The sequence below is a fragment of the Bacillus halotolerans genome, from assembly GCF_001517105.1.
GTDB lineage: Bacteria > Bacillota > Bacilli > Bacillales > Bacillaceae > Bacillus > Bacillus halotolerans.
This window is the reverse complement of record NZ_LPVF01000008.1, coordinates 963,139-989,658: the sequence shown is the minus strand read 5'-3', so window position 1 is coordinate 989,658 and position 26,520 is coordinate 963,139. Positions and strand designations below refer to the sequence as shown.

The 26,520-nt window shown below is 41.7% G+C and carries 25 protein-coding genes and 4 pseudogenes; 15 read left to right on the top strand and 14 right to left on the bottom strand.

Going from position 1 to position 26,520, the window contains the following annotated elements; all coding sequences use genetic code 11:
* Nucleotides 1-8 precede the first annotated feature (8 nt).
* The 3 genes and pseudogenes from AU387_RS07435 to AU387_RS21105 all read right to left on the bottom strand — a co-directional run bounded on the left by AU387_RS07435 (nt 9) and on the right by AU387_RS21105 (nt 1,493).
* Complete coding sequence (locus tag AU387_RS07435) at nt 9-821, bottom strand: MerR family transcriptional regulator (protein ID WP_059335337.1); 813 nt, start codon at nt 819-821, stop codon at nt 9-11.
* Between the two features lie 179 nt (nt 822-1,000).
* Nucleotides 1,001-1,105: pseudogene (locus AU387_RS21110) on the bottom strand (DUF255 domain-containing protein); the annotation flags it as partial.
* Between the two features lie 217 nt (nt 1,106-1,322).
* The gene (locus AU387_RS21105; RefSeq protein ID WP_081720807.1) at nt 1,323-1,493 is read right to left on the bottom strand and encodes a hypothetical protein; all 171 of its coding nucleotides are present in this window, start codon (nt 1,491-1,493) and stop codon (nt 1,323-1,325) included.
* Nucleotides 1,494-1,936: 443 nt separating this feature from the next.
* On the opposite strand from AU387_RS21105, the gene ydfH reads away from it, so the two are divergent.
* The 3 genes from ydfH to AU387_RS07420 all read left to right on the top strand — a co-directional run bounded on the left by ydfH (nt 1,937) and on the right by AU387_RS07420 (nt 6,083).
* Entirely contained in the window at nt 1,937-3,157 is a 1,221-nt protein-coding gene (ydfH, locus tag AU387_RS07430; RefSeq protein ID WP_059335336.1) for a two-component system sensor histidine kinase YdfH, read from the top strand.
* Entirely contained in the window at nt 3,150-3,791 is a 642-nt protein-coding gene (gene ydfI, locus AU387_RS07425; protein ID WP_044160239.1) for a two-component system response regulator YdfI, read from the top strand. Before ydfH ends, ydfI begins: the two co-directional genes overlap by 8 nt.
* 117 nt (nt 3,792-3,908) lie before the next feature.
* Nucleotides 3,909-6,083, top strand: coding sequence for an MMPL family transporter (locus tag AU387_RS07420; protein ID WP_059335335.1), 2,175 nt, complete (start codon nt 3,909-3,911; stop codon nt 6,081-6,083).
* A 561-nt stretch (nt 6,084-6,644) separates the two neighbouring features.
* On the opposite strand, the pseudogene AU387_RS22290 reads toward AU387_RS07420, so the two are convergent.
* Nucleotides 6,645-7,055, bottom strand: a pseudogene (locus AU387_RS22290) (hypothetical protein).
* 99 nt (nt 7,056-7,154) lie between these two features.
* On the bottom strand, nt 7,155-7,778 hold the full coding sequence (locus tag AU387_RS07410; RefSeq protein WP_044160235.1) for a flavin reductase family protein: 624 nt from the start codon (nt 7,776-7,778) through the stop codon (nt 7,155-7,157).
* An 89-nt stretch (nt 7,779-7,867) separates the two neighbouring features.
* Here AU387_RS07410 and AU387_RS07405 point away from each other — a divergent pair, with 89 nt between their 5' ends.
* Nucleotides 7,868-8,548, top strand: a complete 681-nt coding sequence (locus AU387_RS07405; protein WP_059292128.1) for an ArsR/SmtB family transcription factor — start codon at nt 7,868-7,870, stop codon at nt 8,546-8,548.
* Between the two features lie 630 nt (nt 8,549-9,178).
* Nucleotides 9,179-9,841 (top strand): MBL fold metallo-hydrolase, encoded by a 663-nt coding sequence (locus tag AU387_RS07400; protein WP_044160230.1) that lies wholly within the window; start codon nt 9,179-9,181, stop codon nt 9,839-9,841.
* 108 nt (nt 9,842-9,949) lie between these two features.
* On the opposite strand, the pseudogene AU387_RS07395 reads toward AU387_RS07400, so the two are convergent.
* Nucleotides 9,950-10,069: pseudogene (locus AU387_RS07395) on the bottom strand (VOC family protein); the annotation flags it as partial.
* A 97-nt stretch (nt 10,070-10,166) separates the two neighbouring features.
* Here AU387_RS07395 and AU387_RS07390 point away from each other — a divergent pair.
* On the top strand, nt 10,167-10,961 hold the full coding sequence (locus AU387_RS07390; protein ID WP_059335334.1) for a hypothetical protein: 795 nt from the start codon (nt 10,167-10,169) through the stop codon (nt 10,959-10,961).
* A gap of 32 nt (nt 10,962-10,993) precedes the next feature.
* On the opposite strand, the pseudogene AU387_RS07385 reads toward AU387_RS07390, so the two are convergent.
* Together AU387_RS07385 and AU387_RS07380 are read right to left on the bottom strand one after the other, a co-directional pair.
* Nucleotides 10,994-11,693 (bottom strand): annotated as a pseudogene (locus AU387_RS07385) (MerR family transcriptional regulator).
* A gap of 155 nt (nt 11,694-11,848) precedes the next feature.
* Nucleotides 11,849-13,159, bottom strand: coding sequence for an MFS transporter (locus tag AU387_RS07380; RefSeq protein WP_059292131.1), 1,311 nt, complete (start codon nt 13,157-13,159; stop codon nt 11,849-11,851).
* 437 nt (nt 13,160-13,596) lie between these two features.
* Between AU387_RS07380 and AU387_RS07370 the strand changes: the two genes are divergently transcribed.
* Nucleotides 13,597-14,046 carry a DUF6376 family protein gene (locus AU387_RS07370; protein WP_044160226.1) on the top strand — a complete coding sequence of 150 codons (450 nt, stop codon included), beginning with the start codon at nt 13,597-13,599 and terminating at the stop codon, nt 14,044-14,046.
* Between the two features lie 33 nt (nt 14,047-14,079).
* On the opposite strand, the gene AU387_RS07365 is transcribed toward AU387_RS07370, so the two are convergent.
* Nucleotides 14,080-15,009: a manganese-dependent inorganic pyrophosphatase gene (locus AU387_RS07365; RefSeq protein ID WP_010332614.1), complete on the bottom strand. Its 930-nt coding sequence runs from the start codon at nt 15,007-15,009 to the stop codon at nt 14,080-14,082.
* Nucleotides 15,010-15,217: 208 nt separating this feature from the next.
* On the opposite strand from AU387_RS07365, the gene AU387_RS07360 reads away from it, so the two are divergent.
* The gene (locus tag AU387_RS07360) at nt 15,218-15,595 is read left to right on the top strand and encodes a winged helix-turn-helix transcriptional regulator (protein WP_059335333.1); all 378 of its coding nucleotides are present in this window, start codon (nt 15,218-15,220) and stop codon (nt 15,593-15,595) included.
* Nucleotides 15,596-15,624: 29 nt separating this feature from the next.
* Here AU387_RS07360 and AU387_RS07355 read toward each other — a convergent pair whose 3' ends face one another.
* Complete coding sequence (locus tag AU387_RS07355) at nt 15,625-16,110, bottom strand: spore coat protein (protein WP_044160224.1); 486 nt, start codon at nt 16,108-16,110, stop codon at nt 15,625-15,627.
* A 145-nt stretch (nt 16,111-16,255) separates the two neighbouring features.
* On the opposite strand from AU387_RS07355, the gene AU387_RS20435 reads away from it, so the two are divergent.
* The 4 genes from AU387_RS20435 (at nt 16,256) to rplI (ending at nt 20,021) form a co-directional block, all read left to right on the top strand.
* Nucleotides 16,256-16,405: a hypothetical protein gene (locus AU387_RS20435; RefSeq protein WP_044160223.1), complete on the top strand. Its 150-nt coding sequence runs from the start codon at nt 16,256-16,258 to the stop codon at nt 16,403-16,405.
* 224 nt (nt 16,406-16,629) lie between these two features.
* Entirely contained in the window at nt 16,630-17,559 is a 930-nt protein-coding gene (locus tag AU387_RS07350; protein ID WP_059335332.1) for a YybS family protein, read from the top strand.
* Nucleotides 17,560-17,595: 36 nt separating this feature from the next.
* Nucleotides 17,596-19,575, top strand: coding sequence for a cyclic-di-AMP phosphodiesterase GdpP (gdpP, locus tag AU387_RS07345; protein WP_044160221.1), 1,980 nt, complete (start codon nt 17,596-17,598; stop codon nt 19,573-19,575).
* The gene (rplI, locus tag AU387_RS07340; protein WP_010332608.1) at nt 19,572-20,021 is read left to right on the top strand and encodes a 50S ribosomal protein L9; all 450 of its coding nucleotides are present in this window, start codon (nt 19,572-19,574) and stop codon (nt 20,019-20,021) included. Before gdpP ends, rplI begins: the two co-directional genes overlap by 4 nt.
* Nucleotides 20,022-20,057: 36 nt before the next feature.
* Here the strand turns inward: rplI and AU387_RS07335 are convergent, their stop codons facing one another.
* The 3 genes from AU387_RS07335 to AU387_RS20430 form a co-directional block, all read right to left on the bottom strand.
* Nucleotides 20,058-22,127, bottom strand: a complete 2,070-nt coding sequence (locus AU387_RS07335) for an ArnT family glycosyltransferase (RefSeq protein ID WP_059335331.1) — start codon at nt 22,125-22,127, stop codon at nt 20,058-20,060.
* A gap of 135 nt (nt 22,128-22,262) precedes the next feature.
* On the bottom strand, nt 22,263-23,471 hold the full coding sequence (locus AU387_RS07330; RefSeq protein WP_059335330.1) for a CynX/NimT family MFS transporter: 1,209 nt from the start codon (nt 23,469-23,471) through the stop codon (nt 22,263-22,265).
* A gap of 72 nt (nt 23,472-23,543) precedes the next feature.
* Complete coding sequence (locus tag AU387_RS20430; RefSeq protein WP_003242786.1) at nt 23,544-23,684, bottom strand: YycC family protein; 141 nt, start codon at nt 23,682-23,684, stop codon at nt 23,544-23,546.
* 120 nt (nt 23,685-23,804) lie between these two features.
* On the opposite strand from AU387_RS20430, the gene AU387_RS07325 reads away from it, so the two are divergent.
* A complete protein-coding gene (locus AU387_RS07325) occupies nt 23,805-24,008 on the top strand; it encodes a hypothetical protein (RefSeq protein ID WP_059335329.1) in 204 nt (67 codons plus the stop codon).
* 48 nt (nt 24,009-24,056) lie between these two features.
* Here AU387_RS07325 and AU387_RS07320 read toward each other — a convergent pair whose 3' ends face one another.
* Complete coding sequence (locus AU387_RS07320) at nt 24,057-24,257, bottom strand: DUF2188 domain-containing protein (protein WP_044160214.1); 201 nt, start codon at nt 24,255-24,257, stop codon at nt 24,057-24,059.
* A 169-nt stretch (nt 24,258-24,426) separates the two neighbouring features.
* Between AU387_RS07320 and dnaB the strand changes: the two genes are divergently transcribed.
* Entirely contained in the window at nt 24,427-25,791 is a 1,365-nt protein-coding gene (dnaB, locus tag AU387_RS07315) for a replicative DNA helicase (protein ID WP_024123520.1), read from the top strand.
* 118 nt (nt 25,792-25,909) lie between these two features.
* Nucleotides 25,910-26,329: a VOC family protein gene (locus AU387_RS07310; protein WP_044160212.1), complete on the top strand. Its 420-nt coding sequence runs from the start codon at nt 25,910-25,912 to the stop codon at nt 26,327-26,329.
* Nucleotides 26,330-26,520 lie beyond the last annotated feature (191 nt).

The following is a 26,520-nucleotide window of genomic DNA, read 5'->3' as shown; positions in this document are numbered from 1 at the left end:
AATTAAGTTTATTTGATTGGCAAAAGTATTTCAGTCACATAATTGTCTGGATTATTAGTTACCCCGTAATCAATCAGTGTTATTTCGATTGAGTCGCCAGCCAATTCATAATGATGCTTTTTCATATATGTAAGTAACATTTCGTAGTATTGTGCTGCTTCTGAATGTGACCCTTTAAATCTAATTTGCAGATATTCTCTTGAGGGGAAAGTGATTTCAGGTGAATGTATTTCATCTTCATCTTCCAGAACCATAAATATACTGGAATATCGGTCAAACTGATTTGATTTTATATTTGTTGCTGAAATGGATAATCCTACTTTTCCTAAAAATAGATCTTTGTGGACTTTAAACTTAGTTCTCAATTCTGTTACCGGATACTCAATATCTTGACCAAGAATATATTCATGTTGTAAATACGCCACACGCAGTTCAGGAAGTTTCATTTTTGAAATTTCTTCTAGCGGCATATTAACTGCGTCTTCCATTTGTTTAATGCGACGAGAGATCTTTCTCTCAATACGTGCCAATTCCCTCTTTTTTCGGTCAATTTCGGTTTGCTGGTCTTTCAGCAAGTGAATCAGAGTATCTACCTCAAGAGAATTATAAAAATCAAGTAGTTTATTTATTGGCAAACCTAATGTTCTCAGGTACTTGATTGTACTCAATCTTTCAAATTGTTGTGTAGAATAATATCTGTAGTTATTATGTTCGTCTGTAAATTCTGGTTTTAAGAGACCAATTTCATCATAATACCTAAGAGTAGGTATGTTTACATTGAATAACTTAGATACTTCTCCAATAGAGAAAAATTCCTTCATCCTAACAACCTCTCTGTTATTAAAGCGTGTTTAGTGACTGTTTATGTACATCCACATTATATATGATGCAGTAACCCCAAAGGTAAAGTTTTTCCTTATATAGACGGCCATAATCAAGATTGAGTTGATATATCTATTCTTTATTTGATTTGAGGTGAATACAGATGGTTACTTTAGCGAACGCGGCAATGATGACAAGTCGAATAGCCGATGCTGACAAGAACCGGCTTGTTTTCACGTTGCGCTTTTTCAAATGCTTTCTATCCCCGAGGGAACCAATCAATGAAAACGTTCATAAAGTGCGGACTGCAAATTACTGGTTTTGGTTATTCTAAACGAACATGGCACCGGTACATGTCAGGACTTAGCTATTTATATCGTTTCAGGGGCAATGGTTCGCAGCATGATATGTCTTGTCTGTGTCTTGAAGGTAAATATTGAGTTTGAGTTTGAAAGGTTATTTATCATTATTTTCAAGAACTCCGTAATCAATATATATCTTTATCTTTTGGAAAGAAGCTGCTTTGAACAAAAGTAAGGATAGCCAAAGATGATGAGTGGAGCTGCTAATGCAAGTAGTAACCAAGAACCTGATTGAGTGTCTTTGATGACTCCTATGAATATACAAGTACCGATGAGAAGGTACAATAAAACACCAAAAAACCAATACATACCTTGTTCCTCTTTTCTCTATAGGTTTTCTTTATTCTTTAAGGGGGCATTTTGCAGAGCCCTTCTGCTTTACTTCTTTGAGGATTTTAATGTATGAGGGGTCCGATTTTTAAATGTTTTTTCAGCCCTGATTCCTTTTCTTTGTAAGTTTATAATGATGAGATCAATTGGTTTCAATAAATGCAATCCTCCCATATGAAAGTAACTCTCCATCTATTTTAATTTTAAAATTGAATATAGAAAACGTACATAAGGGCATATCCTTATGTACGTTGGGGCATTTTTAAACTTTTGTTCATCTTGCGTTTTCTTCTTGCCGTGCTGGCCGATAAATGAAATGCCTGCCGGCTCTTATGATAAGATGACAAATATGACTGGATTGTTCCTATTTTTATTGTGGATCCTTTGTGATTATACTGTCAAAGGAAAGGAAGTGAAGCAATATGTTTCGAAGAAAGCCTTTTGATAAAAACTACTTTTCACGAAATAGGCGGGCATTAAATATGCTTGCTCTCAGAGTGCCAGGCTTAGCTTTTATTCTCATGATATATATAGCCTCTATCGTGCTGCAATTTATTATTGGGAGCTGGTCCATTATATTGCTTCATGTGTTTACAGTATTGACCGCCATTTTTGCTTTGTTGCATTGGCATTCATATCGCTGGGTTAAGAAAAGGGTCATTTTATATTTTGTGCTGCAAGGTTTGATCACTTTTACACTGGCTAATATCATGACTGGCTTCTTAGTGCTGATCATTATTGGCCTTTATGCATTTTTGATTGGACAGATTGCAGGAATAGCAGACAGAAGAAGGACTTTCCTCATACTGTATTTACTGCTTCTGCTGTCAATCAATGCAACACATCAGATTCACAAAGGTGAATATTTGCATTTTCTTGTCATTGCCGTACCTATTATGATCGTGATTATTACTTATGCCGCTACATTATTTGCCCAAGTTGATGAAAAAATAAAAGCGCAGCTGACTCTTGAAAGGCTGGGGCTGGCTCATCAGCAGGTCGAACAGCTGACGCTGCAAAACGAAAGGCAGCGTATGGCCCGGGACTTACACGATACGCTTGCTCAAGGGCTGGTCAGTTTAAATATGCAGCTGGATGCTATTAATGTTCATATATCGAAAGGTAACACAGATAGAGCAAAAGAAATCATTCAACAATCTATGAATAGAGTGAAAAGCACATTAGCTGATGCACGTTCAGCTATTGACAATCTTCGCAGCAAATCAGAAGAAATCGATTCTTTAAAAGAAAGAATTACCTTACAAATGGATCATTTTAAAGATGCAACAGGTCTGTCTTGTTTTTTAGACTACAGATTAACTCAATTGCCTGATGTTCGCACTGCTGAAAATTGTTATTACATCATAGGAGAATGCCTTACAAATGCAGCAAAACATGCTGAAGCAGAAACGATATGGGTATCAGTTTGGGATGAGAAAGGAAACCTCCATTTAACCGTCAGAGACAATGGAAAAGGCTTTGATGTTGAAAAAGGCAGGAAAAAGAGAGGACATTATGGACTTCTTGGTATACAAGAACGCGTCAGAGCAATGAAAGGCCAATTCAATATAACGAGTGAAAAATCAGTAGGCACACAAATCGAGATAATCTTGTCAAATCAGGGAGAGATTGAAGATGAATAAGGTTTTAATCGTTGATGACCATCTGGTTGTGAGAGAAGGTCTCAAGCTGTTAATTGAGACGAATGATAACTACATAATAATCGGAGAGGCGGAAAATGGAAAAAAGGCGGTTTATCTTACAGATGAATTAAAGCCAGATATCATTCTTATGGATTTATACATGCCAGAAATGAGTGGGTTAGAAGCGATTAAACACATAAAAGAAAAACACAGCATACCCATTATTATTTTGACTACTTATAATGAAGATCACTTGATGATTGAGGGGATTGAATTAGGAGCAAAAGGATATCTGTTGAAGGATACGAGTTCAGAAACCCTATTTCATACAATGGATGCAGCAGTAAGAGGAGAAGTGCTGTTGCAGCCTGACATTCTTAAACGTTTTCAAGAAATTCAATTGGAAAGAATGAAGAAACCAAGCAGCGATACTCAGTTAACGGAAAAGGAAATCGTTGTTCTAAAGGCAATTGCAAAAGGATTCAAAAGCAAAGCGATAGCCTTTGATTTAGGAATCTCAGAAAGAACCGTGAAGTCAAGACTCACGTCCATTTATAATAAATTGGGAGCGGATTCTAGAACAGAAGCAGTCGCGATTGCCATGCAGAGAGGTATTTTAACTTTAGATATATAACACAAGGTTATTTAAAAGTTGCCCAAACGTACATGCCCGAATGTACGTTTTTTTCATTTCTTTATGAACTACAATTAGGAAGAATGTTATCAAGCAATATATTGAAAGGAGATTATGATGTCAAGAATGTTATATAAATTAGGCGGATGGGTCGCTCGCCATCGCATTAAAGTAATATGTGCGTGGATCGTTGTGTTGATTGCAACGATAGGGGCAGCCGGCATATTAAAACCCAGTTTTTCTGAGAATATGTCAATACCTGACACGCCTTCGGAAAAAGCAATGAAGGTGATCAATAAAGAATTTCCTCATGGTCCTGATAAAGGGAGCATACGGATCATATTCGGTGCTAAGGATGGGGAGAAACTTACTGCCAAATCAGCAAAAGAAGCAATAGAGAATACACTAAAGGAAATGAATAAAGACGATTCCATTGATTCGATTGCAAGTCCTTTTCTTGCAGGAACGATCGCAAAAGATGGGACAGTGGCTTATGCTGATATCAAATACAAATCATCAGCAGATGATATAAAAGATTACTCTATAAAACATGTGAAAGATAGTTTGTCCATTGCTGATGATGATGGGTTACAAACGGAGTTAAGCGGAGATATACCAGGAGCCGAGATGGAGATTGGCGGTGTATCAGAAATAGTCGGTATTGTCTTGGCTTTTGTTGTTCTAGCTATTACATTTGGCTCTTTATTAATAGCAGGCTTACCGATTTTAACTGCACTTATTGGTTTAGGTGTAAGCATTGGGCTGACTTTGATTGGAACACAAGTATTTGATATTGCCTCCGTCAGTCTTTCATTAGCCGGAATGATCGGCCTTGCAGTTGGTATTGATTATGCTTTGTTTATTTTTTCGAAACACCGCCAGTTTTTAGGTGAAGGTATACAAAAAAATGAATCAATTGCGAGAGCTGCGGGAACAGCTGGAAGTGCTGTCGTTTTTGCCGGACTCACAGTTATTGTCGCACTTTGCGGATTGACTGTAGTTCATATTCCTTTTATGTCCGCAATGGGGCTAACAGCAGGGCTCAGTGTGCTCATGGCTGTATTAGCTTCAATTACATTAGTGCCTGCCGTTTTATCAATAGCAGGGAAACGCATGATTCCGAAAGCAAACAAGAAAAAAGAAATACAAAACGCTGAAACAAATTTCTGGGGACGCTTTGTCACAAAGAACCCTATTCTTTTAAGTGTATTTAGTATTCTCATCTTGCTAGTCATTAGTATTCCATCTATGCATTTGGAGCTAGGTTTACCTGATGCAGGAATGAAAGCTAAGGATAATCCCGAGCGCCGGGCTTACGACTTGCTTGCCGAAGGTTTTGGAGAAGGGTTTAATGGCCAATTAACGATAGTGGCGGATGCCACAAATGTTACAGAAAATAAAGCTGAAGCATTCGCAGATGCAGTAAAAGAAATTAAGGATTTAGACCATGTAGCAAGTGTTACTCCTGCAATGCCTAATGCAAAAGGCGATTTTGCTATTATTACGGTTGTTCCTACAACAGGTCCAAACGATAAAGCTACTAAGGATTTGGTACAAGATGTACGCAGTTTAGCAGATCAAAACGGAGTAGATTTGCTCGTCACTGGATCGACGGCAGTGAATATAGATATTTCAGATCGTCTTAATGATGCAATACCAGTATTTGCTGTACTCATTGTTGGTTTTGCGTTTATCTTGCTGACAATCGTATTCCGTTCGCTGCTAGTACCTCTTGTTGCTGTAGCAGGTTTCATATTAACAATGACAGCAACTCTTGGGGTTTGTGTATTTGTGTTACAGGATGGAAATCTTATTGACTTGTTCAATATACCTGAAAAAGGGCCGATTCTCGCGTTTCTGCCTATTTTAACGATTGGTATTCTTTTTGGCTTAGCAATGGATTATCAGGTATTCCTTGTAAGCAAAATGCGTGAAGAATATGTGAAAACAAAGAATCCAGTACAAGCGATTCAAGCTGGATTAAAACACAGTGGACCTGTTGTCACCGCAGCCGGGCTAATCATGATATTTGTTTTTGCAGGATTTATCTTTGCTGGTGAAGCTTCTATCAAAGCAAATGGATTAGCTCTTTCCTTTGGTGTATTGTTTGACGCATTTATTGTAAGAATGACACTCATTCCAAGTATCATGAAGTTGATGGGGAATGCAGCTTGGTATTTACCAAAATGGTTAGACAAAATCATTCCGAATGTAGATATAGAGGGTCATCATCTAACAAAGGAGATACAGCCCGAGATAGATACTGAACAAAAACACCGAATCAGTATGTAGCCATATAGGCTCGTTCTCATAACATGTAAGGATGTAGCTTGAATACAACTAATGGCAAAGTATTAGAGGTTAAATTTTATGGGCAATAAACAACAAAAGAAGAATATATAGAACGAGAGAAATAAAATTTATTTAAGAGTGGACTGAAAGGTCTACTCTTTTTTCATTCCGTCATCTGAATGAAGAAATGGTTATTCTAATAGTCATGGCATCAATGCAGAGTAGAATAGCATATAGACTTACCAGAAGTACACAACTTAAAAAAAAGCTCAATGAGAGCTCTTTTTTTCCAAAATGAAATTCACTTATTCTTTTTTGGGGGGAATATAAAAGTAATAACCAAAAAAACAACTATACAAATTAAAAACTGAATAAGTCTTTTTAGAAACCAATCGTTAGCAGGACCAATTTCATTTGTAACTTGGATGTAGCATAGACTGCAAATAAAGTTAGTATGAATTTTAATGTTTCTCTGTGCAAATCAAACAACACTTTCTTAATGCATATACAATACTTTGTACACCATATCCAAAATTACTGGTTATACATGCTAATCCTTTACTATTCTTGAGATAAATAATTGAAATCCGTTTCTTCAAATTCAGGAAGTTTTTTGTCAATTTTTAAAGCGGACAATAACTCTTGAACATATTCACGAATAGCTGGCATATCAAATGGGAAATCGAAATTAAATTCCTCTGTAACAGTTAAAGTGTCCATTACATATGAACAATTATGTTTCATACCCAATAGGTCATCATTAAAACGTAGCACAGCTTGATATGATGAATCAGGTAGCTCAAAGTGAGAAATCAAAAAAACATTAATATTGTTACCTTCTTCAGAATCTGGAAATCTTTCATCAACGTATAATAAAAAAGCACATCTCTCATCATCGTTTCATTCTACTTGAAAGAATTCAAAATCTCTTAATCTCAATAAACGTTTAAATCTCGTATTTAAAATTCTCATTTTCAATATCTCCGTTTTTATTTTAAGCTGTTACTAACGATTTCCATTGAAGCATAGAAGGGGTATAATACGCAATTTCCCATTAAAAGGTTTATTGAGTCATGTTTCCGAACGAAAGGTTTTTCCTATTTCTTTTCCTAAACCAAAATAGTGTCTGAAATTATAAATAAGCGGACTCCATTTTGAAGGGTCAATGTGGTTGTCGTTCAATATGATCTTTTCCTCGGCATGAAAATGTAAAGCTTGTGTTTCCACAATCGCAAATGATGGTTCGTAATCTGGTATCCGAATATGTTTCACTTCTGCTTCTATTTGGATAGGGCATTCTTTAATTCTTGTTGGTGCTACTGTCATTGATGGTAAAGGTGTTAACCCTGCCGCTTCGTATTTCTCTTTTTTGTAAGTAAACCCGAGCTGTTTCTTCAAAGGCGGGATATTCTTTTTTCCGCTAAAAGACGAAATTCTTTCAACGTTTTTCCATAAATCGGGGCTGGGCAAGTTAATGACACATTCTTTGTGTCTCTTTATATTTTCAATGGCTTTTCCTCCTAGTCCTACGCCCAGAACAATATAGTTTCCAAGCGCCCACGAGGAAGACATCGGACTAATATTGGTGGTTCCGTCTTCATTCAAAGTGGAAAGAAGGAATGTTGATGTGCCATAGTACATAATGTTTGGTTTGATTTCTTTAAAATGAAGGGTGTCTTGTTTTTCACTGTTCAACGCTTACTGCCTCCTAATCATTATTTATTTATATTGTAAAGGTTTAACATTTCAACTATCATCGAAATATGAATGTAAGGAGGAGAATGATGAATCCTAATATTGCAAAGGTTGCTTCGTTACTATCTGATCCCACGCGTTCTTCTATTCTTTTGAGCCTTATGGATGGAAGAATACACCCTGCTGGAGAGCTTGCATATTTCGCTAAAATCAAGCCTCAAACTGCGAGCTTTCACCTGCAAAAATTACTTGAAGCACAGCTCATCAGTGTAGAGAAGCATGGAAGACATCGGTATTATAAATTGGCTAGCGCCGATGCTGCAAAAGTGATCGAACAATTGCTCAGTATTTCGCCTGATTCAAAAGTGAAGTCTTTCAATGATTCAAAAGAAAAAAGTGATTTACACTTTGCCCGTACCTGTTATGATCATCTGGCTGGTTACATCGGCGTGCAAGTGACACATTCATTAGTCGAGCAGGGCTTCTTACGAAAAGCGGATTTACAGTTCGAGGTGACTTCAGAAGGCTCTTTGTTTTTCAAGGATTTTGGAGTCGACGAAGAAAAACAAAGAAATAAGAGGAGATCTTTTGCGCTTTGCTGTTTAGATTGGAGCGAGCGGCAGCATCATTTAGCAGGCGCTTTGGGACATGCATTATTAGATAGGATGCTAGAACAACAATGGATTGTGCGTATGCCTAAAACTAGAGCTATTAAGGTTACACAAAGCGGAAAAGCTGCATTTGAGAAATACTTTAAATTGAGTATCTAATAGAAAACATACTTTCTCCATCTGTAAAAAGAACATAGAGAGTGTACAAAGCAGATGGACGGCGCCATATTGATAAAAACGCAAAGTAAAGTGATGTAATTCCTTATATTTTGAAATACTTAAAGCCTGTGATGATCTTGAATTTTTTCGTCCAGGTTTTTTAATTGGCATGAAGCTATGTCTCATAGTCAGCCATGTCCCTTTCATGACGCTCTGGGCGGTTTTTGAATGACTCAGATATTCGATTCCCCATCGATGAAATGATAGGAGATAGCTTTTTCGCCGAGTTCTGTTAAAGAATATACCATCTGCGTAGTTCCCTTAGCTGCAACGTCAGCATCCTTTGTCTGATACCTGGTATTCATCTTTTCAGTTCATTAAACCTGACCGGTTGATGAGATAGGATATCGATGATGATTCCCTTTCCATTTTCCGCGGATAATGTGTAAAGTCATTTCTGCAGGACATGCTTTTTTCCTTCTGCACTGCAAGCACCATACCCATTGAACCGATTTCCCGTATCGTCACCTCGTAATTTAAGTTACAAAAATGTGCATCATTACATATCCAACTTATTTGGAATATGTATTACAGTAATGGTAACAAAAATATACAAAGGAAGTGGTTTGCTTGAACTTAATACAAATATCAGAACATGTCTATCAGTGTGAATTTGAACTCGATGTACCGATTCATATCCCAGTTCATATTTGGTTTATTAAAGATGGCGATGATGTTTATATCATTGATACAGGAATAGAACGTTTCGCAGATGCTCAAATAATGGCAGCGTTGGCAATTGGCAATCCTAAAGCCATTCTGCTGACCCATGGCCATAGTGATCATATTCAAGGTGCAGCAAGATGGTTAGAGAAGTTTGACATTCCTATTTATGCCCATCAAAAAGAACTGATTTATATAAATGGAGAAGCGCCTTATCCGAACAAAAATGACGTCGAAAACACAGGGGTAGCATATATTGTCCGGCCGCTGACGGAGCATACACTCGCTCATTTGCCGATACAATACTATGTAGCACCCGGACATTCTCCGGGGCATGTTATCTACCATCATGAAACTGATAACATTTTATTATCGGGAGACCTTTTTATTACAAGTAAGGAGGAGCTGCACCCGCCTATCAGAAAATTTAGCGTCGATATGAATGAGAATATAGATAGCGGCGCAATCATAGATGAAATCAAACCAATTCTTATCTGCTCATCGCATGGACAAAGCATTCTTTATAATGAAGAACTGTATAAAAGGTATGTTTTAAAGTATAGAGATTAAAGAATATTAATTGGTTGGGGAGAAGGATGAAACTATTTTGAGTATCGTTTTTTTAGAAGGAATAAGTCCCTCAAAAACATACCAAATTCACGGTATGTTTTGGGAGATTTAAAGATACTGTGATAGTTCAATCAGGTTCTGATCTGGATCTCTTATATAGACAGATAGAATCGGACCAAGCGCACCGGTTCTTTTTACAGGCCCTTCCTCTACATTGACATTCATTTTCGTGACATTCTGAAACAAGACGGGCTGCATGTGATCTGCTGTGTACTTTTCCTGCATATAATGATTCATGAAGGTGAATAGGAAAGGGTGAATTCAATTGAATCCATACAACAGCAGAATGGCACCTTATTGGGTTTATCATGCCGGAGAATCAACGCTTTACCAGTATCCATATGCCTATAGGCAGCCCGTTTTCTCGCGCGCCATTATTACTGCAGCGCGGGGGGATGTGACTGGAGATGGAGTCGCTGATGAAGTCTTCCTTACTGGCAATCAAACGTCAGGCAGTCCGCTATGGAGAAATATCACTTTGGTGATACGTGACGGCAAAACACATCAGGAACGGCAAATCCAGCTTCATAACAATATCGGATACAATCCGTCACTTTTTCTGGCTGATGTGACAGGCAATCAAACGGAAGATGTGGCTGTTGTAATCGATACCGGGGGAAGCGGAGGCTCTATCTATGCGTATGTGTTTGCCTATATGAACCGGCAGTTCAGGCAGATTTTCAATTCGGATTCTTTTAATGATGAATTCAAGTACAGTGTGAGCTATCAAAATCAATATAAAGCGAGCGTGATCAGTCAACGCCAGCATGAACAATATATACTGGATCTTACTTACAAAGGCAGAGACTATTTGAATGAAATTTATACGAATCAGGGTGTTTTAAAAGCGCCGATAGAAGGCTGGGTCAATCCTTTATCCGGCTTGTATCCGGTTGATTTCAACAGAGACGGCGTATACGAATTGCTGGCGTATCAGCGGATCGCTGGAAGATATAACGCCGACTCATTGGGATATGTTCAAACCGTATTGAAATGGAACGGGCGGAATTTTGGCGTTGACCGGCAGAATGTATCGATTGTTGGCGGTGCCGCAACTTGAGCAGAGAAAATGCGTAGTCGCAAAGACTCACGCTACAGGTGTTCTGCAACGACGGTCAGATAATAAGATAAACCGGTTTGCTGCTCTTCTAACATTCCTCGATGGAAATCATCCTGCGTAAAAAATCGCGTTTGTTTTACGTAATCTTCTTTGCTTGTCTGATGTCCGTTTTGATTCAGGAACGTAATATGATTCATGACATGCTCTTGCACGGCAGGGTCATGATACGTGACACCGCTTCTTAAAAAATCAGCCATTCCATCAAGAAAATGTTTTGCCTCTATCGCCATTTTGTTCATTTCATCTACATTGACAGCGTGGGTATCTACTTCAAAATCGTAATGCTCTCCATTCGTCAGCGGTTTCAAATCCTTTAAACATGACCTTATGATCCATGTTCTCACCTTTTCTTGTGTATTCTAAAGACGTATTGACCGTTTGAACGAAGCGCTGATACTTTTTAATTTTCTTTTCAAACAGCTTTTTTTGCTTTTCTAATGTGCCAGTTCTGTCAGCATCCTCATCGAATAACCTTTTTATTTCTGACAAAGGAATATCTAATTCTTTGTAAAAAAGGATTTCCTGCAGTCTTTTTAGCTCGTCGGCACCATAGTACCGATACCCGGCTTCGCTGATTTCTTTTGGGACCAGCAAGCTGATTTTGTGGTAATGATAAAGCGTTTTGATTGTCACGTTCGCAATGTGCGACAGTTCTTTTACTGTTACTTTCACAGCTCAATCCCTCCTTCCTCTATCACTATGAGGCCTTACCTTTGGTTGGAGTCAAGAATAAAAATGATGTTATTTTTACCCGGAGAGAATGGGATATAGCCCCCGAGAAAGCTGTTTTATGATCAAAGAAAAGAGTGCTTGCACACAAGCACTCTTTACTCCAACTTAATTCTTTTCACATCTCCCAGCACAAATACGTAAAAAATCAGCCCAAGCAGCAATACAAAACCGGCAACCAGGAAGCTGAGCGTAAAGGAACCTGTCACATCAAACAAATATCCCGTGAGTGAAGCGGCGATTATGCCTCCGAATAGGTTGTTTGCCAGGTTTACCATGGAACTCAGCATGGAAACGGAGCCAATCGGGGCCAGTTCTGCGGAGATGGACCAGCCGACCGGAGCCGTTGCAGAAACGCCGGCGAGGCCGATTGAAATGCAGATAATCGCGACGGTGATATTATTCGTCAAAATGGAGCCTAAAAAGAAAAAGCCGAAGCTCATCCCTACAATGATCACGGTTCGGTACACCTTGGTGTTGGAATAGCCTTTTTTGATAAGGTAATCGACGAGCCAGCCGCCGACCACAATGCCGGAAATGGTTGAGATCAGCCACGGCACGGCGGTGAATAAACCGGATGACATGAGATCCATTCCGTATGTATGCTTAAAGAAAGTCGGTAGCCATGTAAGCAGCAGGTTGAATGTATAGCCGTACCCCGTAAATCCGATCATTAAGCCCCATACTTTACGATTAGTGAAAAGCTTTTTTAAAAGCGGACCCGTTTTGTAAGGGATTTGCTCTGTTGTGATTGTATTGTGTTTCTGAATATAGTTTAATTCGCTTTTGGAAATGCGTTTGTGCCGTTCGGGCTGCTCGTAGTACTGCCAGAAAAAGATGGTAAACAGCACATTGATGCATCCGATCGTTAAAAAGGCGACCCGCCAGTCAAATGTTGTGACGAGAAAGGCGACCAGCGGCGCTCCGATTACGTTTGAAAATTTGGCGGCTGAATCAAACAGTGAGTTCGCCAGACCCCGTTCGCTTGGCGGAAACCATAGAGCGGTTGCTTTGGAAGCGGCGGGGAACGCCGATGCGCTTGTCAGCCCAATGAGAAATCGGAACACATATAAGAGCAGTTTTCCTTGTAAAAAAGCGAGAATGATCGTTAAAATGCTCCAAACCGTCATTCCGATTCTTGTGACCCAGGCCACGCCAAACCTGTCCAATAAACTTCCGACGGGCAGCTGCATCAGTGTGTACGAATATGTGTAAATCGAAAACACAATGCCGAGTTCAGTTGCTGTGAGGTGAAACGAATCTTGTATCGCCGGGGCAGCTACAGAAATGGCCACTCGATCAAAATAATTAAGAATGATAATGCCGCTCAGTAACGAAGATATATACCATCTGGTATGCCCGGGCCGTTTCACGCGCTCTTGACTCATGATGAAAACCTCCTCTGTCATAGCATGATCTCCGGATGTAAATACCATTCAAATTTTAAATACCACAGCTCTCTTTTATGTAAACGGACAGCAGGAATTTGACTGGAAAAGCCCATTGCTTTAGAATGAAAGTAATAAAAATGAACACTCCAAAGGGGAGTAGCTTTCACAGTAAAGTCGTCATTACGGGACAAGGTGTCCTCGGCTTTGCTGGCAATTTAATTGTTAGCGAGACCTTTGCCAAATCTGATTTGGTGAAGGTCTTTTTGTTTCTGAACTTCACCAAATCGGTGGAGTTTTTTTCATTTTTATCAAAAAAGGGAGAGGAGATTTACGATGTCTAAGCTGAAGAAATGGCTGAAACATGAACTGGTGAAGAAGGGGCTGCCATTAGCGAAAGAGAAATTGATTCCGATCTTAAAAGAAAAAATGAAGAAGAAACGATAAGGGGGCAAACAATGAAGAAAATGGTTCTGACGGTTTTGGCCGGCGCTGGTCTTTTGGGGGCAGGCGGATGCGGAATACTGGATCAGGTGAATGACGGGCTGGATTATACAAATGAAGCGTCAGCTTATGTGGAAAAGGTGAAGACATTTGCAGAGGAAGCGCCTGCATTAGCTGAGGAAGCTGTAAATGACACTGAGGCGAAAGAAAAACTAGAGACACAGCTTGAGTCCATTCAAAAGGCAGCGGCTGATTTTAATGAATTAACCCCGCCTGATGCCGCAGCGGAGCTTCACAACACCCTGCAGGAGCATAACGAAACTTTGCAAAAAAGTGCGGAAGACGTCTTGCAGCAAGTGGAAGAAGGAAAAGTATCGCTTGAGGAATTGGAGCAATCCGAATTGATCCAAAACACTAAGCAAATGACTGATGTAATGGGGCAAATTGAAAAGCTTGGCGAATGAGGAAAAGCATCCCGGGAGCGGGATGCTTTTTTATTATTCTGCAATCGCGTCTGTTAACACAGGAACGACTTGTTTTTTACGAGAAACAACGCCTTTAAGAAGGGCTGTGTTGTTTTCTAATGTGACGTTGAACGCTTTTTCCACTTTGTCCGCTTCGTTACCGATTGCAAGTGCAAGTGAATCGTTTTCTAAGATGTCTGTGATGACAAGAAGGAACAGATCAAGGTTCTTCTCAGCCACAACTTTAGAAATCACTGCTTCTAACTCAGCTTGGCGCTTTCTCACATCTTCAATATCAACTGTGTTGACTTGTGCGATTTCGACTTTTTTGCTGCCGAGTGTGAATTCTTTTGCATCAAGAGAAATCAGCTCTTCAACTGTTTTTTTGCTTAAGTCAGCGCCGGCTTTCAGCATGTTTAAGCCGTATTCTTCAGCATCTACGCCAGCGATTTCAGCAAGTTCTTTTGCTGCCGCTACGTCTTGATCAGTGCAAGTTGGAGATTTGAATAACAGAGAGTCAGAAATGATAGCAGACAGCATAAGGCCGGCAATTTCTTTCTCGATTGTTACGTTATTTTCTTTGTACATTTTGTTTAAGATTGTAGCCGTACAGCCGACAGGCTCAGCACGATAGTAAAGCGGCTCAGCTGTTTCGAAGTTTGCGATTCTGTGATGGTCGATGACTTCAAGAACCTGAACGTCTTCAATATCCTTGATGCTTTGCTGGCGTTCGTTGTGGTCAACAAGGATAACGCCGTTCACTTCGTTTGCAGCTGTTTCTACAAGACGAGGGCTTTCTTGTTTGAAGTAATCAAGCGCATATTGTGTTTCGCCGTTGACTTGTCCAAGTCTGACAGGCTCAGCGTTAAAACCGAGTTTGTTTTTTAAATCAGCGTAAGCAATAGCAGAGCAAATCGTATCTGTGTCTGGATTTTGGTGTCCGAAAATAAGTATTTTTTCCATGATAACTCCTTATCCTTTTTTAAGTAGTGTAAACATTCTTTTTATAGTTTAACACGTCTTGCTGCGGGTGTAATCATGCAAACCCTTAAAAATTGATGTGAATAAAAAGCATTTTTTTGAGTGGAAGAGGAAAGGTGTGTAAAATGCTGGGTAGGTCAGTTACAAAATGATCTGTAGTATCAAAAAAGGTACTATTGGAGGGGCGAACATGAGCCGAAAAAATAATATTTATCCGAACAAAGAAGGCTGTCCAGTTGAATTTACACTAGATGTCATTGGCGGAAAGTGGAAAGGAATCCTTTTTTATCACATGATAGAAGGCAAGAAACGGTTCAATGAGTTTCGCAAAATCTGCCCGAGTATTACCCAACGAATGCTGACCCTGCAGCTTCGGGAGCTTGAAGCGGATGGCATTGTTCATCGCGAAGTTTATCACCAGGTGCCGCCCAAGGTTGAGTATTCTCTGACAGAATTCGGGCGAACGCTTGAGCCGATTGTATTGCAAATGAAAGAATGGGGCGACGCCAATCGAGAAGTACTGGAGGCGCGTCGTTCGAACAGTTTATTAAAAGAACAGCAGAAGTAGCAGCAAAGGGAGAGCCTTTGCTGCTACTTTTATTTCATCGAAATGGCTTTATTGGCGTTTCTGACGTCATTTTTTAACAGCTCAGAAAGGTTGTAAGATGGGTAGTATCCATGCTGATACATGTATTGATAAACCTGCGCATGCAACTTAATGGCAGCGTTTAGCTGTTTGACAAGTACGGTTCTCAATTGAGGTGTTGCTGTTTCTGTAATTGCGATGGCATAGCTGCGGACAGATGTTTTGGCAAAGCCGAGCAGGTCACCGCTGTAAAATGGGTTATCCGCGCGTTCTTCTTCTTCATCATCGCGAGGCATCGGCGCCTGAGGGAAGAATGGGAGAAGCTCTTTTAAGTTTTGCTCAACGGCCTGAATGGACACGCTATAAAGCTGTCTGAGCTGAGGATCTCTAACTTCTCTAATCATTTTCTTCAGTTTAATGAGCCCGTTTGCCTGAAAAGCAACCAGCTCATGCATCTCTAATGTTTCATGCCAAGCCAACGTTCTGCGTTCATCCATGTAACAAATCTCCTTTATCAATCAGATTCTGTATCAGCATATGCCCAACGTTCAATGTTGTTCATTGTGTTTTGAAGTTTTTAAAAAGGGAAATTCACCTTATATAGGATACGGGTTGAGAACATCCAAAAAGAGGTGAAACACGATGTGGGACATGATAAAGAACTTTTTCTTGTTTAGCAGCGGCGTTCTGCAAGCAACAACCCTTTTACTTGTGATTTTAATATTTGTGTATGTCAGAAAAACGAAGAAGAAAAACAAAGAAACTTCTGGTTTTATGGATGATAAAGAATAAGAAGTGATGGGCATTCTTTTAAAGAATGTCTTTTCGTTTGCAATGTTTCACATGAAACATTGACGTCATTTTACTTGCGATTTGGACTTATGTTAAAATATAAAAGTAATTTTAGAGATGATATGAAAACATTGGTGCAAAACATGTTGCGGCGATGAAAAAAAGAGCAGTCGTTTATGCTGCTCTTTTCTATTCGTATGTTCAGTATGATACGAGGTGACTAAGTGAAACAAACAAGAGCATTAATGGAAGGTGCTATTTTAATCAGTTTGTTTGCGATCATCACACTGTTGGTCGTTTATGTTCCATTGATTGGAACAATTCTGTTATTTGCACTGCCGCTGCCTATGATTCTTTATACGATCAGACACGGATTGAAATTAGGATTGTGGATGGGCGCTGTCAGTCTTCCTGTTGTCTTTATTGTCGGGTCCTTTAACGGACTTATTGTAGCTTTTATGTCAGCTTGTGCGGGCATTGCCATGGGGCATTTTTTCAAAAAAAGAGAACCCGGTCATGCTATTATTTCGGGTGCCCTTATTTATATGCTTTGTATCGTGTTCTATTTTGTGATAAGCATTCAGTTTTTGGGTATCAATATCATTGATGAAGCAATGACACAATACCGGCAATCACTCGATATCGTTGAATCCGTTTTGAAACAATCGGGTAATGCTGAAGAGCTTGAGAAACAAATGAAACTGATGGAAGAACAATTGAGTACGGTTCAATATCTTTTTCCAACAGCTATCGTGATGGTAGGAGCCATTTTTTCTTTCCTCAGTTACCTTATCGCTAAGCCGCTCTTAAGGCGATTCTCCCCCGATATTCCTAGTCTAAAGCCTTTTAGAGAGTTGAAGTTTCCGCAAAGTGTGGTAGTACTGTATTTGTTGATTGTCATTCTTTCATTTCTGCCTTTAGAAAAAGGCCAAATGCTGTACTCTATCGCTTTAAATGGGGAGTTTATACTCGGGTTTCTTATTTTTATCCAGGGTTTATCATTTATCTTTTTCTATTGCCATAAGAAAAAATATCCGAAGGCAGTCGCCGTCATTGCAGTCATTCTTGGTCTGCTGCATCCGATTTTTATGGCAGCCATTCGCATTTTAGGCGTTATGGACATGGGCTTTAACATAAGGAATAAGGTGAAGTGAATATGAGTTGTACTCACATGGTGGGGAGTGATAGAAATGCCAAGCTTTTATGAAAAACCGTTGTTTCGGTATCCCATCTATGCATTGATTACTTTGTCAATCATTACAATCCTCATCAGCTTTTATTTTAACTGGATCATAGGAACCGTCGAAGTGTTGCTGCTTGCAGTTATACTGTTTTTTATAAAACGCGCGGATTCTCTTATTCGAAAAGAGATTGACGCTTATATTTCTACGTTATCCTACAGGTTGAAAAAAGTCGGTGAAGAGGCATTGATGGAAATGCCGATCGGCATCATGCTTTTTAATGATCAATACTATATAGAATGGGCAAATCCGTTTCTCTCTTCTTGCTTTAATGAAAGTACATTAGTGGGGAGATCACTTTATGATACTTGTGAATCAGTTGTGCCGCTCATCAAACAAGAGGTAGAATCGGAAACGGTTACATTGAATGACCGAAAATTTAAAGTGGTCATCAAACGGGATGAGCGTCTGCTTTATTTCTTCGATGTGACGGAACAGATACAGATTGAAAAGCAATATGAAAATGAAAGAACTGTGCTGGCCTATATTTTCCTTGATAACTATGATGATGTGACCCAAGGATTAGACGACCAGACGAGAAGCACGATGAACAGCCAAGTGACATCTTTGCTCAACGCTTGGGCGCAGGAGTATGGAATATTCCTGAAAAGGACTTCATCCGAACGTTTCATTGCTGTGCTTAATGAACACATTTTAACCGAACTTGAAAATTCGAAGTTTTCGATTCTGGATGAGGTACGGGAAAAAACTTCATTTGACGGCGTTGCGCTGACCTTAAGCGTTGGTATAGGAGCTTCGGTCTCATCGCTAAAAGAGCTTGGCGATTTGGCGCAATCCAGTCTGGACTTAGCGCTGGGACGCGGCGGAGACCAGGTAGCCATTAAGCTGCCAAACGGTAAAGTGAAGTTTTACGGCGGTAAAACAAACCCGATGGAGAAGCGAACAAGGGTGCGCGCCCGCGTGATTTCTCATGCTTTAAAGGAAATCGTTTCTGAAAGCAGCAATGTGATTATCATGGGACACAAATTCCCCGACATGGATTCTATCGGCGCGGCGATCGGGATATTAAAGGTGTCACAGGCAAATAACAAAGATGGATTTATTGTGATTGATCCGAATCAAATCGGTTCAAGTGTGCAGCGCTTGATTGAGGAAATTAAAAAATATGAAGATCTGTGGTCAAGGTTCATTACGCCTGAAGAAGCGATGGAAATTGCCAATGACGACACGCTGCTTGTCATCGTGGATACACATAAGCCGTCGCTTGTCATGGAAGAACGGCTGGTAAACAAAATTGAACATATTGTGGTCATCGACCATCACCGCAGAGGCGAAGAATTTATCAGAGACCCGCTGCTCGTCTATATGGAGCCGTACGCTTCATCAACAGCGGAATTGGTGACAGAGCTGCTAGAGTATCAGCCGAAGCGCTTAAAAATCAATATGATTGAAGCAACCGCCCTATTAGCTGGTATAATAGTGGATACAAAGAGCTTTTCACTCCGCACGGGCTCGCGGACCTTTGATGCAGCTTCATATTTAAGAGCGAAAGGCGCCGATACGGTGCTTGTGCAGAAGTTCCTCAAAGAAACCGTTGATTCCTATATTAAACGGGCGAAGCTGATCCAGCATACGGCCCTCTATAAAGAGAACATCGCGATTGCGTCTCTGCCTGAGAATGAGGATGAATATTTCGATCAAGTGCTGATTGCGCAGGCTGCGGATTCACTGCTGTCGATGAGCGAGGTTGAGGCTTCATTTGCGGTAGCAAGACGTGATGAACAAACTGTTTGTATCAGTGCGAGGTCTCTTGGCGATGTGAATGTTCAGATCATCATGGAGGCGCTGGAAGGCGGAGGACATTTAACAAATGCGGCGACTCAGTTATCCGGCATTTCAGTAACAGAAGCGCTGGAGCGGCTGAAGGGCGCCATAGATGAGTATTTTGAGGGAGGCGTACAAAGATGAAGGTTATTTTCTTACAGGATGTAAAAGGAAAAGGAAAAAAAGGCGAAGTGAAAAACGTAGCAGACGGTTATGCGCATAACTTTCTGATTAAAAAAGGCCTCGCGGTTGAAGCGAACGCGTCAAACATCAGTGTACTAAACGGTCAAAAGCAGAAAGAGAAAAAAGAAGCCATCGCAGAGCTTGAGCAGGCAAAGAGTTTAAAAGAAACATTAGAAAAACTGACTGTTGAGCTCAGCGCGAAATCAGGTGAAGGCGGCCGTTTGTTCGGCTCTGTCACAAGCAAGCAAATTACTGAACAGCTTCAAAAAGACCATAACATTAAAGTGGATAAGCGGAAGCTGGAACTGCCGGACGGCATCCGTGCGTTAGGATATACAAACGTTCCTGTGAAATTGCATCCTGAGGTGCAGGCTGTGTTAAAGGTACATGTGAAAGAAGAAGCTTAATAGAAAAGAGGCTTGGATTGATCCAAGCCTCTTTTTTTATTCTGTGAGATAAAGGGTTTGCCGGCTTTCTCCGCCAGGTCCACCTTTCATGCCTTGCAGGCTGCTTGTGCTGCTCGTGGAACTGCTGTACTCGTCAGAAGATATTTCTTGGCCGTGTTTCTTGATCCAAGAAACGAGTTCAGTATTGCCTGAGTTAGTTTCTGATAGCAGGAAGTATTTCACTTTGCCCTCATTGACCAGTTTTTTCAGCTCAGAGACAGTCAGAATCGGATCTGTGCCGTTGAAGCCGCCGAGTGCCATGACAGATTCATCTGTATTGATGATATATGGCGCAGCCGTTACGGTTGTCAACGTAGCAAATAAATACTCTTCGCCGGTATTATGCTCCCTCAGATAAGACAGGAGACCGGTGTCCATTTCTGAGGAGAACATGTTTCCTCCGTTTGCCGAGCTTTTAAGCTGCGGGCCGGATTCAGGAAGAACGCTGTTGCCCCCGTATAAAAGCGGCGTTGTTGACCAGTAGATTGGTGCGAGCAGCAGCACGCATAAGCTGACAATGATTAGCTGTTTGCTGCTTTTGAACATGAGCAGAGCAATGGTGATGCCGAGTCCTGCGAGTCCGAGTACATACATCCAACCACTGCCGATTTGGCTTGTATAAGCACTTAACATATAGACTTGGAATGCGGCTGTGATGAAGACGGCCGCTGGCAGCAGGCAGCTTGCCCAATCTTTATTGTTTTTGTATAAGCGATACATTGTATACCATCCGATACCGGAAAGTGCGGCAATCGGCGGTGCCAGCATAATCAAGTAATACTGGTGGAAGAATCCCGCGATGCTGAAGAAACCTGCCACAGGTAAGAGCCATGCTGTCCAGAATATCGTTTCTTTCATTTCTGTAGCCTGACCGCGGCGATCACGGTACCAGCTGACAATTACACCTAGTAATCCGATCAATGCGAATGGAAGCATCCAGCTGATCTGGCCGGAAAGAGCAGATTGGAAGAGACGAAGCAGTCCTGCATCACCTGTGCCGAACATGTTCATGCTTTTTCCGCCGCCACCGCCGGGTCCTCCATTTCCTGGTCCGCCTGTTGGAGGTGTGCCTCCCCCTCCATTGGAAGCGCCGCTTTGTCCAGAAGGCGGCTGAGGAGCCTGTGCATTGCCCCCGAAGGAACCGGTGCTGTTTTGATTTCCATCTGCCTTGCTGTTTCTGTTCTGAGATGAAGAGGTTCCGTCAGAGGATTCATTGTGATTTGGCGCTTGCATCGTGCCATTATTCTGCATGTTACCGCCGCCTGCACCGCGTGCAAGGCCGGTGGTTTGCCCAAGCAGCCGCTCTGTGCCGTTATATCCGAAGGCGAGTTCTAACACAGAGTTTGTCTGGCTGCTTCCGATATACGGCCGGCTGGAGGAGGATGTTGAATCCACAATAACCGCCCATGAGAGCGATATACCGGTTAGGAGGATAAGAGACAGAATCAGCGAACCTATTTTTTTCTTTAGCGAAGCCCGAGAAGCAATCAGGTAGAATAACACAAATGCAGGTAATACCATAAAGGCTTGCATCATTTTCATATTAAATGCAAGGCCGATCAGGCCAAAAGCCGTCAGGAGCCAAACGAGCTTGCCTTGTTTGACCGCCCGAAGCAGGCATGATGAACCGAGCAATAAGGTAAAGACAAGCATACTGTCAATGTTGTTTGTCCGGCTGACGGCGACTGCGATCGGTGTCAGCGCCATGACAAGTGCGGCGGCGCGGGCCGCTCCAATGCCAAATGTCGGTTTGATCATTCTGTACAGAAGGAATACCGATCCAACCCCGGCGAGAGCCTGAGGAATGATGACACTCCACGTATGAACACCAAAGATCAGCGCGAAAATCGTTTGAATCCACAAAACAACAGGCGGCTTATCGACTGTTACGAATCCAGAAGGGTCAAATGACGCATAGAAGAAATTGTGGAAGCTTTGCGTCATGCTTTTCACCGCTGCCAGATAGTATTGGTTCGCGGCGTCATCCTGCCAAATGTGATAGGTGTTGAGAAAAGCCGCTGCAAGCAAAATAACAATAAGGACTGTGTCGAAACGTTTGGTTTTCATCGTTTTTCACCTCTTTATGATGTCCTATTGTAAAAAACAAATATGAAAAACTTATGAATAAACCATAAAGATTCAAGGAATGTCTGACAGCTTTTTCATAAAAAAAGAGACGGAGACAACTTCCCCGCCCTTTTTTTACGCTGAATTTCTCTTTCTCTCTGTCTGAAGGACGTATCGATCGCGTCCTGCCCCGAGTCCTGCTGTTCCCATGACGATTAAAGCAGCAATAAGAAGCACAATCGGCATTGTCCATGAATGTGTCTGGTCAAAGAGATACCCGACAAAGATCGGCCCGACGGCTGCAAGAAGGTAGCCAAATGACTGTGACATGCCTGACAGCGCTGCAGCCTGATACGCATTTTCACTGCGGAGTCCAATGAGAGTGAGTGCCAGACTAATGCTGGAGCCTTGTCCGATACCGATAATCACCATCCAGATGGCAAGCATCGCATGGCTGCCGCCTGTTAATAATCCGCATAGACCGATCAGATAGACTGCGGTCAGCGCTGCAACGATACCGCGCTGATGTTTCACGCGGTCAGCTAAAACCGGTGTCAGAAAAGTGGAAGGCAGACTCGCAAATTGCATGAGTGATACCAGCCATCCAGCGGTTGACGTATCAATCCCGTGTGAACGAAGAATCTCAGGAAACCAGGCGATACTGCTGTAAAATAAAAATGATTGCAGGCCCATGAAGATGGTGACAAACCATGCCACTTTGGAAGCCCAAATCGGACTGGTTTTAAGCTGCGGCGTCTGGTTGGACGCATCCCGATGGCGAAGCTGAGGTATCCAAATCAGCAAGGCTAGACATGCCAAGCCTCCCCATAAAAGAAATCCCTGTTTCCATCCGCCATCCAACTGGGACGCTAAAGGAACGCTGAGACCTGATGCTAAAGCAGCGAATATATTCATTGATGTCGTATACAGGCTGATCATGATCCCTGGCTTTTCAGGGTATTTATGTTTGATTAAGCTTGGCAAAAGTACGTTTCCGATCGCAATTCCGATTCCGATGAGTGCCGTTCCGAAAAACAAAGCGGGGGTATAGCCGGCAGATCGAATCAAAACACCGATAAACAGTATCAGGAGACCAAGCCATAAGGTTCGCTCATTTCCGAGGCGCCGTCCGAGCTTAGGCGCGAGCGGAGAAAGAACGGCAAACGAAAGCAGCGGCAGTGCGGTCAAAAAACCGGCTGCCCCATTGGACATGTGCAGCTCGATCCTGATGGAGCTGATGACCGGCCCGACTGAAGTGATTGCGGGTCTTAAGTTAAACGCAATAAAGATAATACCGGCAATCAGCCAAAACGATTGGATTTTTTTATTTTGTGGATGTGGCAAAGCAGTTACTCCTCTTTTCTAACATATACTTAATATCATTCCGATACATGTAAGCAAGTATGCGAGTGCAGGTTATGATTTGTCCTCTTTCTGCAATTCAGCCATTTTGGCAAGCAGAATATGCTGAGGCATATGCATGATCTGTTCAAGCGGCAGATTCAAAGACTCTGCAAGCTTTTGTGCAGTTTCAGCAGAAATTTGCAAAGGTCTCACAAAGATCCCTCCTCTCTTTTGTCCATTGTACAAGAATCAGATGCGGAACGTAAGAAGATATCACAAAGGGATGGTGCATTCAGAAAATGCCCCTTATAAAAGAGATAAGGAGGGTTCATCATGAACAAACCGTTATCATTATTAAAACAAATGCTGTATGAGCATCAGATAGACACAGAGAAAGCTGTCACATTGGAAGAATATATTGCATTGCGGCATAAGCTTCAGGAGCTGATGGGGAAATTTGCTTCCTTTGAAGAGTGGGAGCTGTATCAAAAGGCGGCGGATCTCATGATGCGTATTGGATTCAAATGGATGGAATAGCGTGTCGCACCCGCTAAAAAAAGCCCCGCGGCAGCGAAGGCTTTCAGTTTAGAAAGAGAATTCATCTTCCACATTTTTATGCTGGTCATAAATCACAAGCTTCGCCGGACTGTTCTCTTTGGCTACCTGCTTCGCTTTTTCAATAGCGGCGTCTTTTGAGGTGTATAAAGCTGTAGGCGCCACATTCTCCACTTTGATAAACCAGCCGTCCGCATCGACGTTGGGTGTTACGGCGTATTTTTTCAGCATCATTCATTCCTCCCTCAAGTTTTATCAGTTTTTTTCCCAGCCTGGCACTGTCCGAAACTATCCAATCTGCTGACTGAAAAAAATGGGAAACAAAGAATTTTTCTATTTTTTTTCTGGATAAATGGTAAAATGGAGTTTGGAGATTTTTAATGAGAGGACGGTGCTTAGCATGACAGACCTTCTGAATGATCGGCTGCCGCCGCAAAATATAGAAGCCGAACAAGCCGTGTTAGGCGCTATTTTTTTACAGCCGTCTGCTTTAACACTGGCTTCAGAGGTATTGATTCCAGATGATTTCTATAGAATGTCTCACCAAAAAATTTATAATGCGATGCTGGTGCTCGGAGACCGCGGTGAACCGGTTGATTTAGTTACGGTGACGTCAGAGCTTGCCAACACGGACCTGCTGGAAGAAGTGGGAGGCATATCGTATCTGACTGATATCGCAAACTCGGTGCCGACAGCGGCTAACATAGAATATTACGCAAAGATCGTTGAGGAAAAATCAATTCTTCGCCGGTTAATCAGAACAGCGACAACCATCGCTCAGGACGGATATACCCGCGAGGACGAGGTCGAAGATTTACTCAGTGAAGCGGAAAAAACGATTATGGAAGTGGCGCAGCGCAAAAATACAAGCGCCTTCCAAAATATCAAGGATGTCCTTGTTCAGACGTATGATAACATCGAGCAACTTCACAATCGAAAAGGCGATATTACCGGGATTCCGACAGGGTTTTCTGAGCTTGATCGGATGACTGCCGGATTCCAGCGCAATGACTTGATTATTGTGGCTGCCCGTCCGTCAGTAGGGAAAACGGCCTTTGCCTTGAATATCGCGCAAAACGTAGCGACGAAGACCGACGAGAGTGTAGCCATTTTCAGTCTTGAGATGGGTGCCGAGCAGCTCGTTATGCGTATGCTTTGTGCCGAGGGAAATATCAATGCCCAAAATCTTCGTACAGGAAATCTGACCGAAGAAGATTGGGGTAAGCTGACGATGGCGATGGGAAGCCTGTCCAACAGCGGGATTTATATCGATGATACACCGGGTATCCGTGTCAGTGAAATCCGCGCCAAATGCCGCCGTTTGAAGCAGGAAAGCGGCCTTGGCATGATTTTGATTGATTACTTGCAATTGATTCAGGGAAGCGGACGTTCAAAGGATAACCGTCAGCAGGAAGTATCAGAAATTTCCCGTGAACTGAAATCGATCGCCAGGGAGCTTCAAGTCCCTGTTATCGCGCTTTCTCAGCTTTCACGTGGCGTTGAGCAGCGTCAGGATAAACGTCCGATGATGTCTGATATCCGTGAATCAGGAAGTATCGAGCAGGATGCGGATATTGTCGCGTTCCTTTACCGTGATGACTACTATGACAAAGAATCTGAGAACAAAAACATTATCGAAATCATTATTGCCAAACAGCGTAACGGCCCGGTAGGAACCGTGTCTCTTGCGTTCGTAAAAGAATACAATAAATTCGTCAACCTGGAACGGCGTTTTGACGACGCAGGTGTTCCGCCTGGCGCGTAAACCCCAAGAGCTTCTTCTTGGGGTTTTCTCATCCAAAAGACTGAAGAGGAACCAGCCACTTAGCGGATGTAAAAATGAAAGCGTTTTAATAAAATGAGACAAAAAGGAGAGGGTAACAATGAGAAATCGTTTTTCACAATTTCATGCCGCGCAAATTCGGATAGCAAGACCTACGGGCCGGCTTGATCAGATCATTCGCTTTTATGAAGAAGGGCTGGGCTTAGAACGAATTGGTGAATTTCATCAGCATAATGGGTTTGACGGAGTCATGTTTGGCCTCCCGCATACCGATTACCACTTGGAATTCACCCAGCATGCAGAGGAAAGAACAGCCCCCGTTCCCCACCCAGATAGCCTGCTCGTCTTTTATGTGCCGAGCGAAGAAGACATCAAAGCCATCACTGTAAAATTAAAAAGCATGGGCTATCAGGAGGCTGAACCTGAGAACCCGTACTGGAGTCATGGAGGGGTGACAATAGAGGATCCAGACGGCTGGCGGATCGTGTTTATGAACACAAAAGGGATTTCAGGCAAGTGATTCTTTCCTCTGCTAAAGGATAAAAGTTTCATGAGCTTTTCAAGGCAAATCTTTAAGAAAACGCTTCTAAAGTCATTTAAAGCGAACGAATTTGGATTTACAAGAATTTAATGTTCGGATTTACAATTGACTTTCTGTTTCTTCACTGATAAACTTGATTTGTTTGAATAGAATCGTTTTTGAAAGGTTAA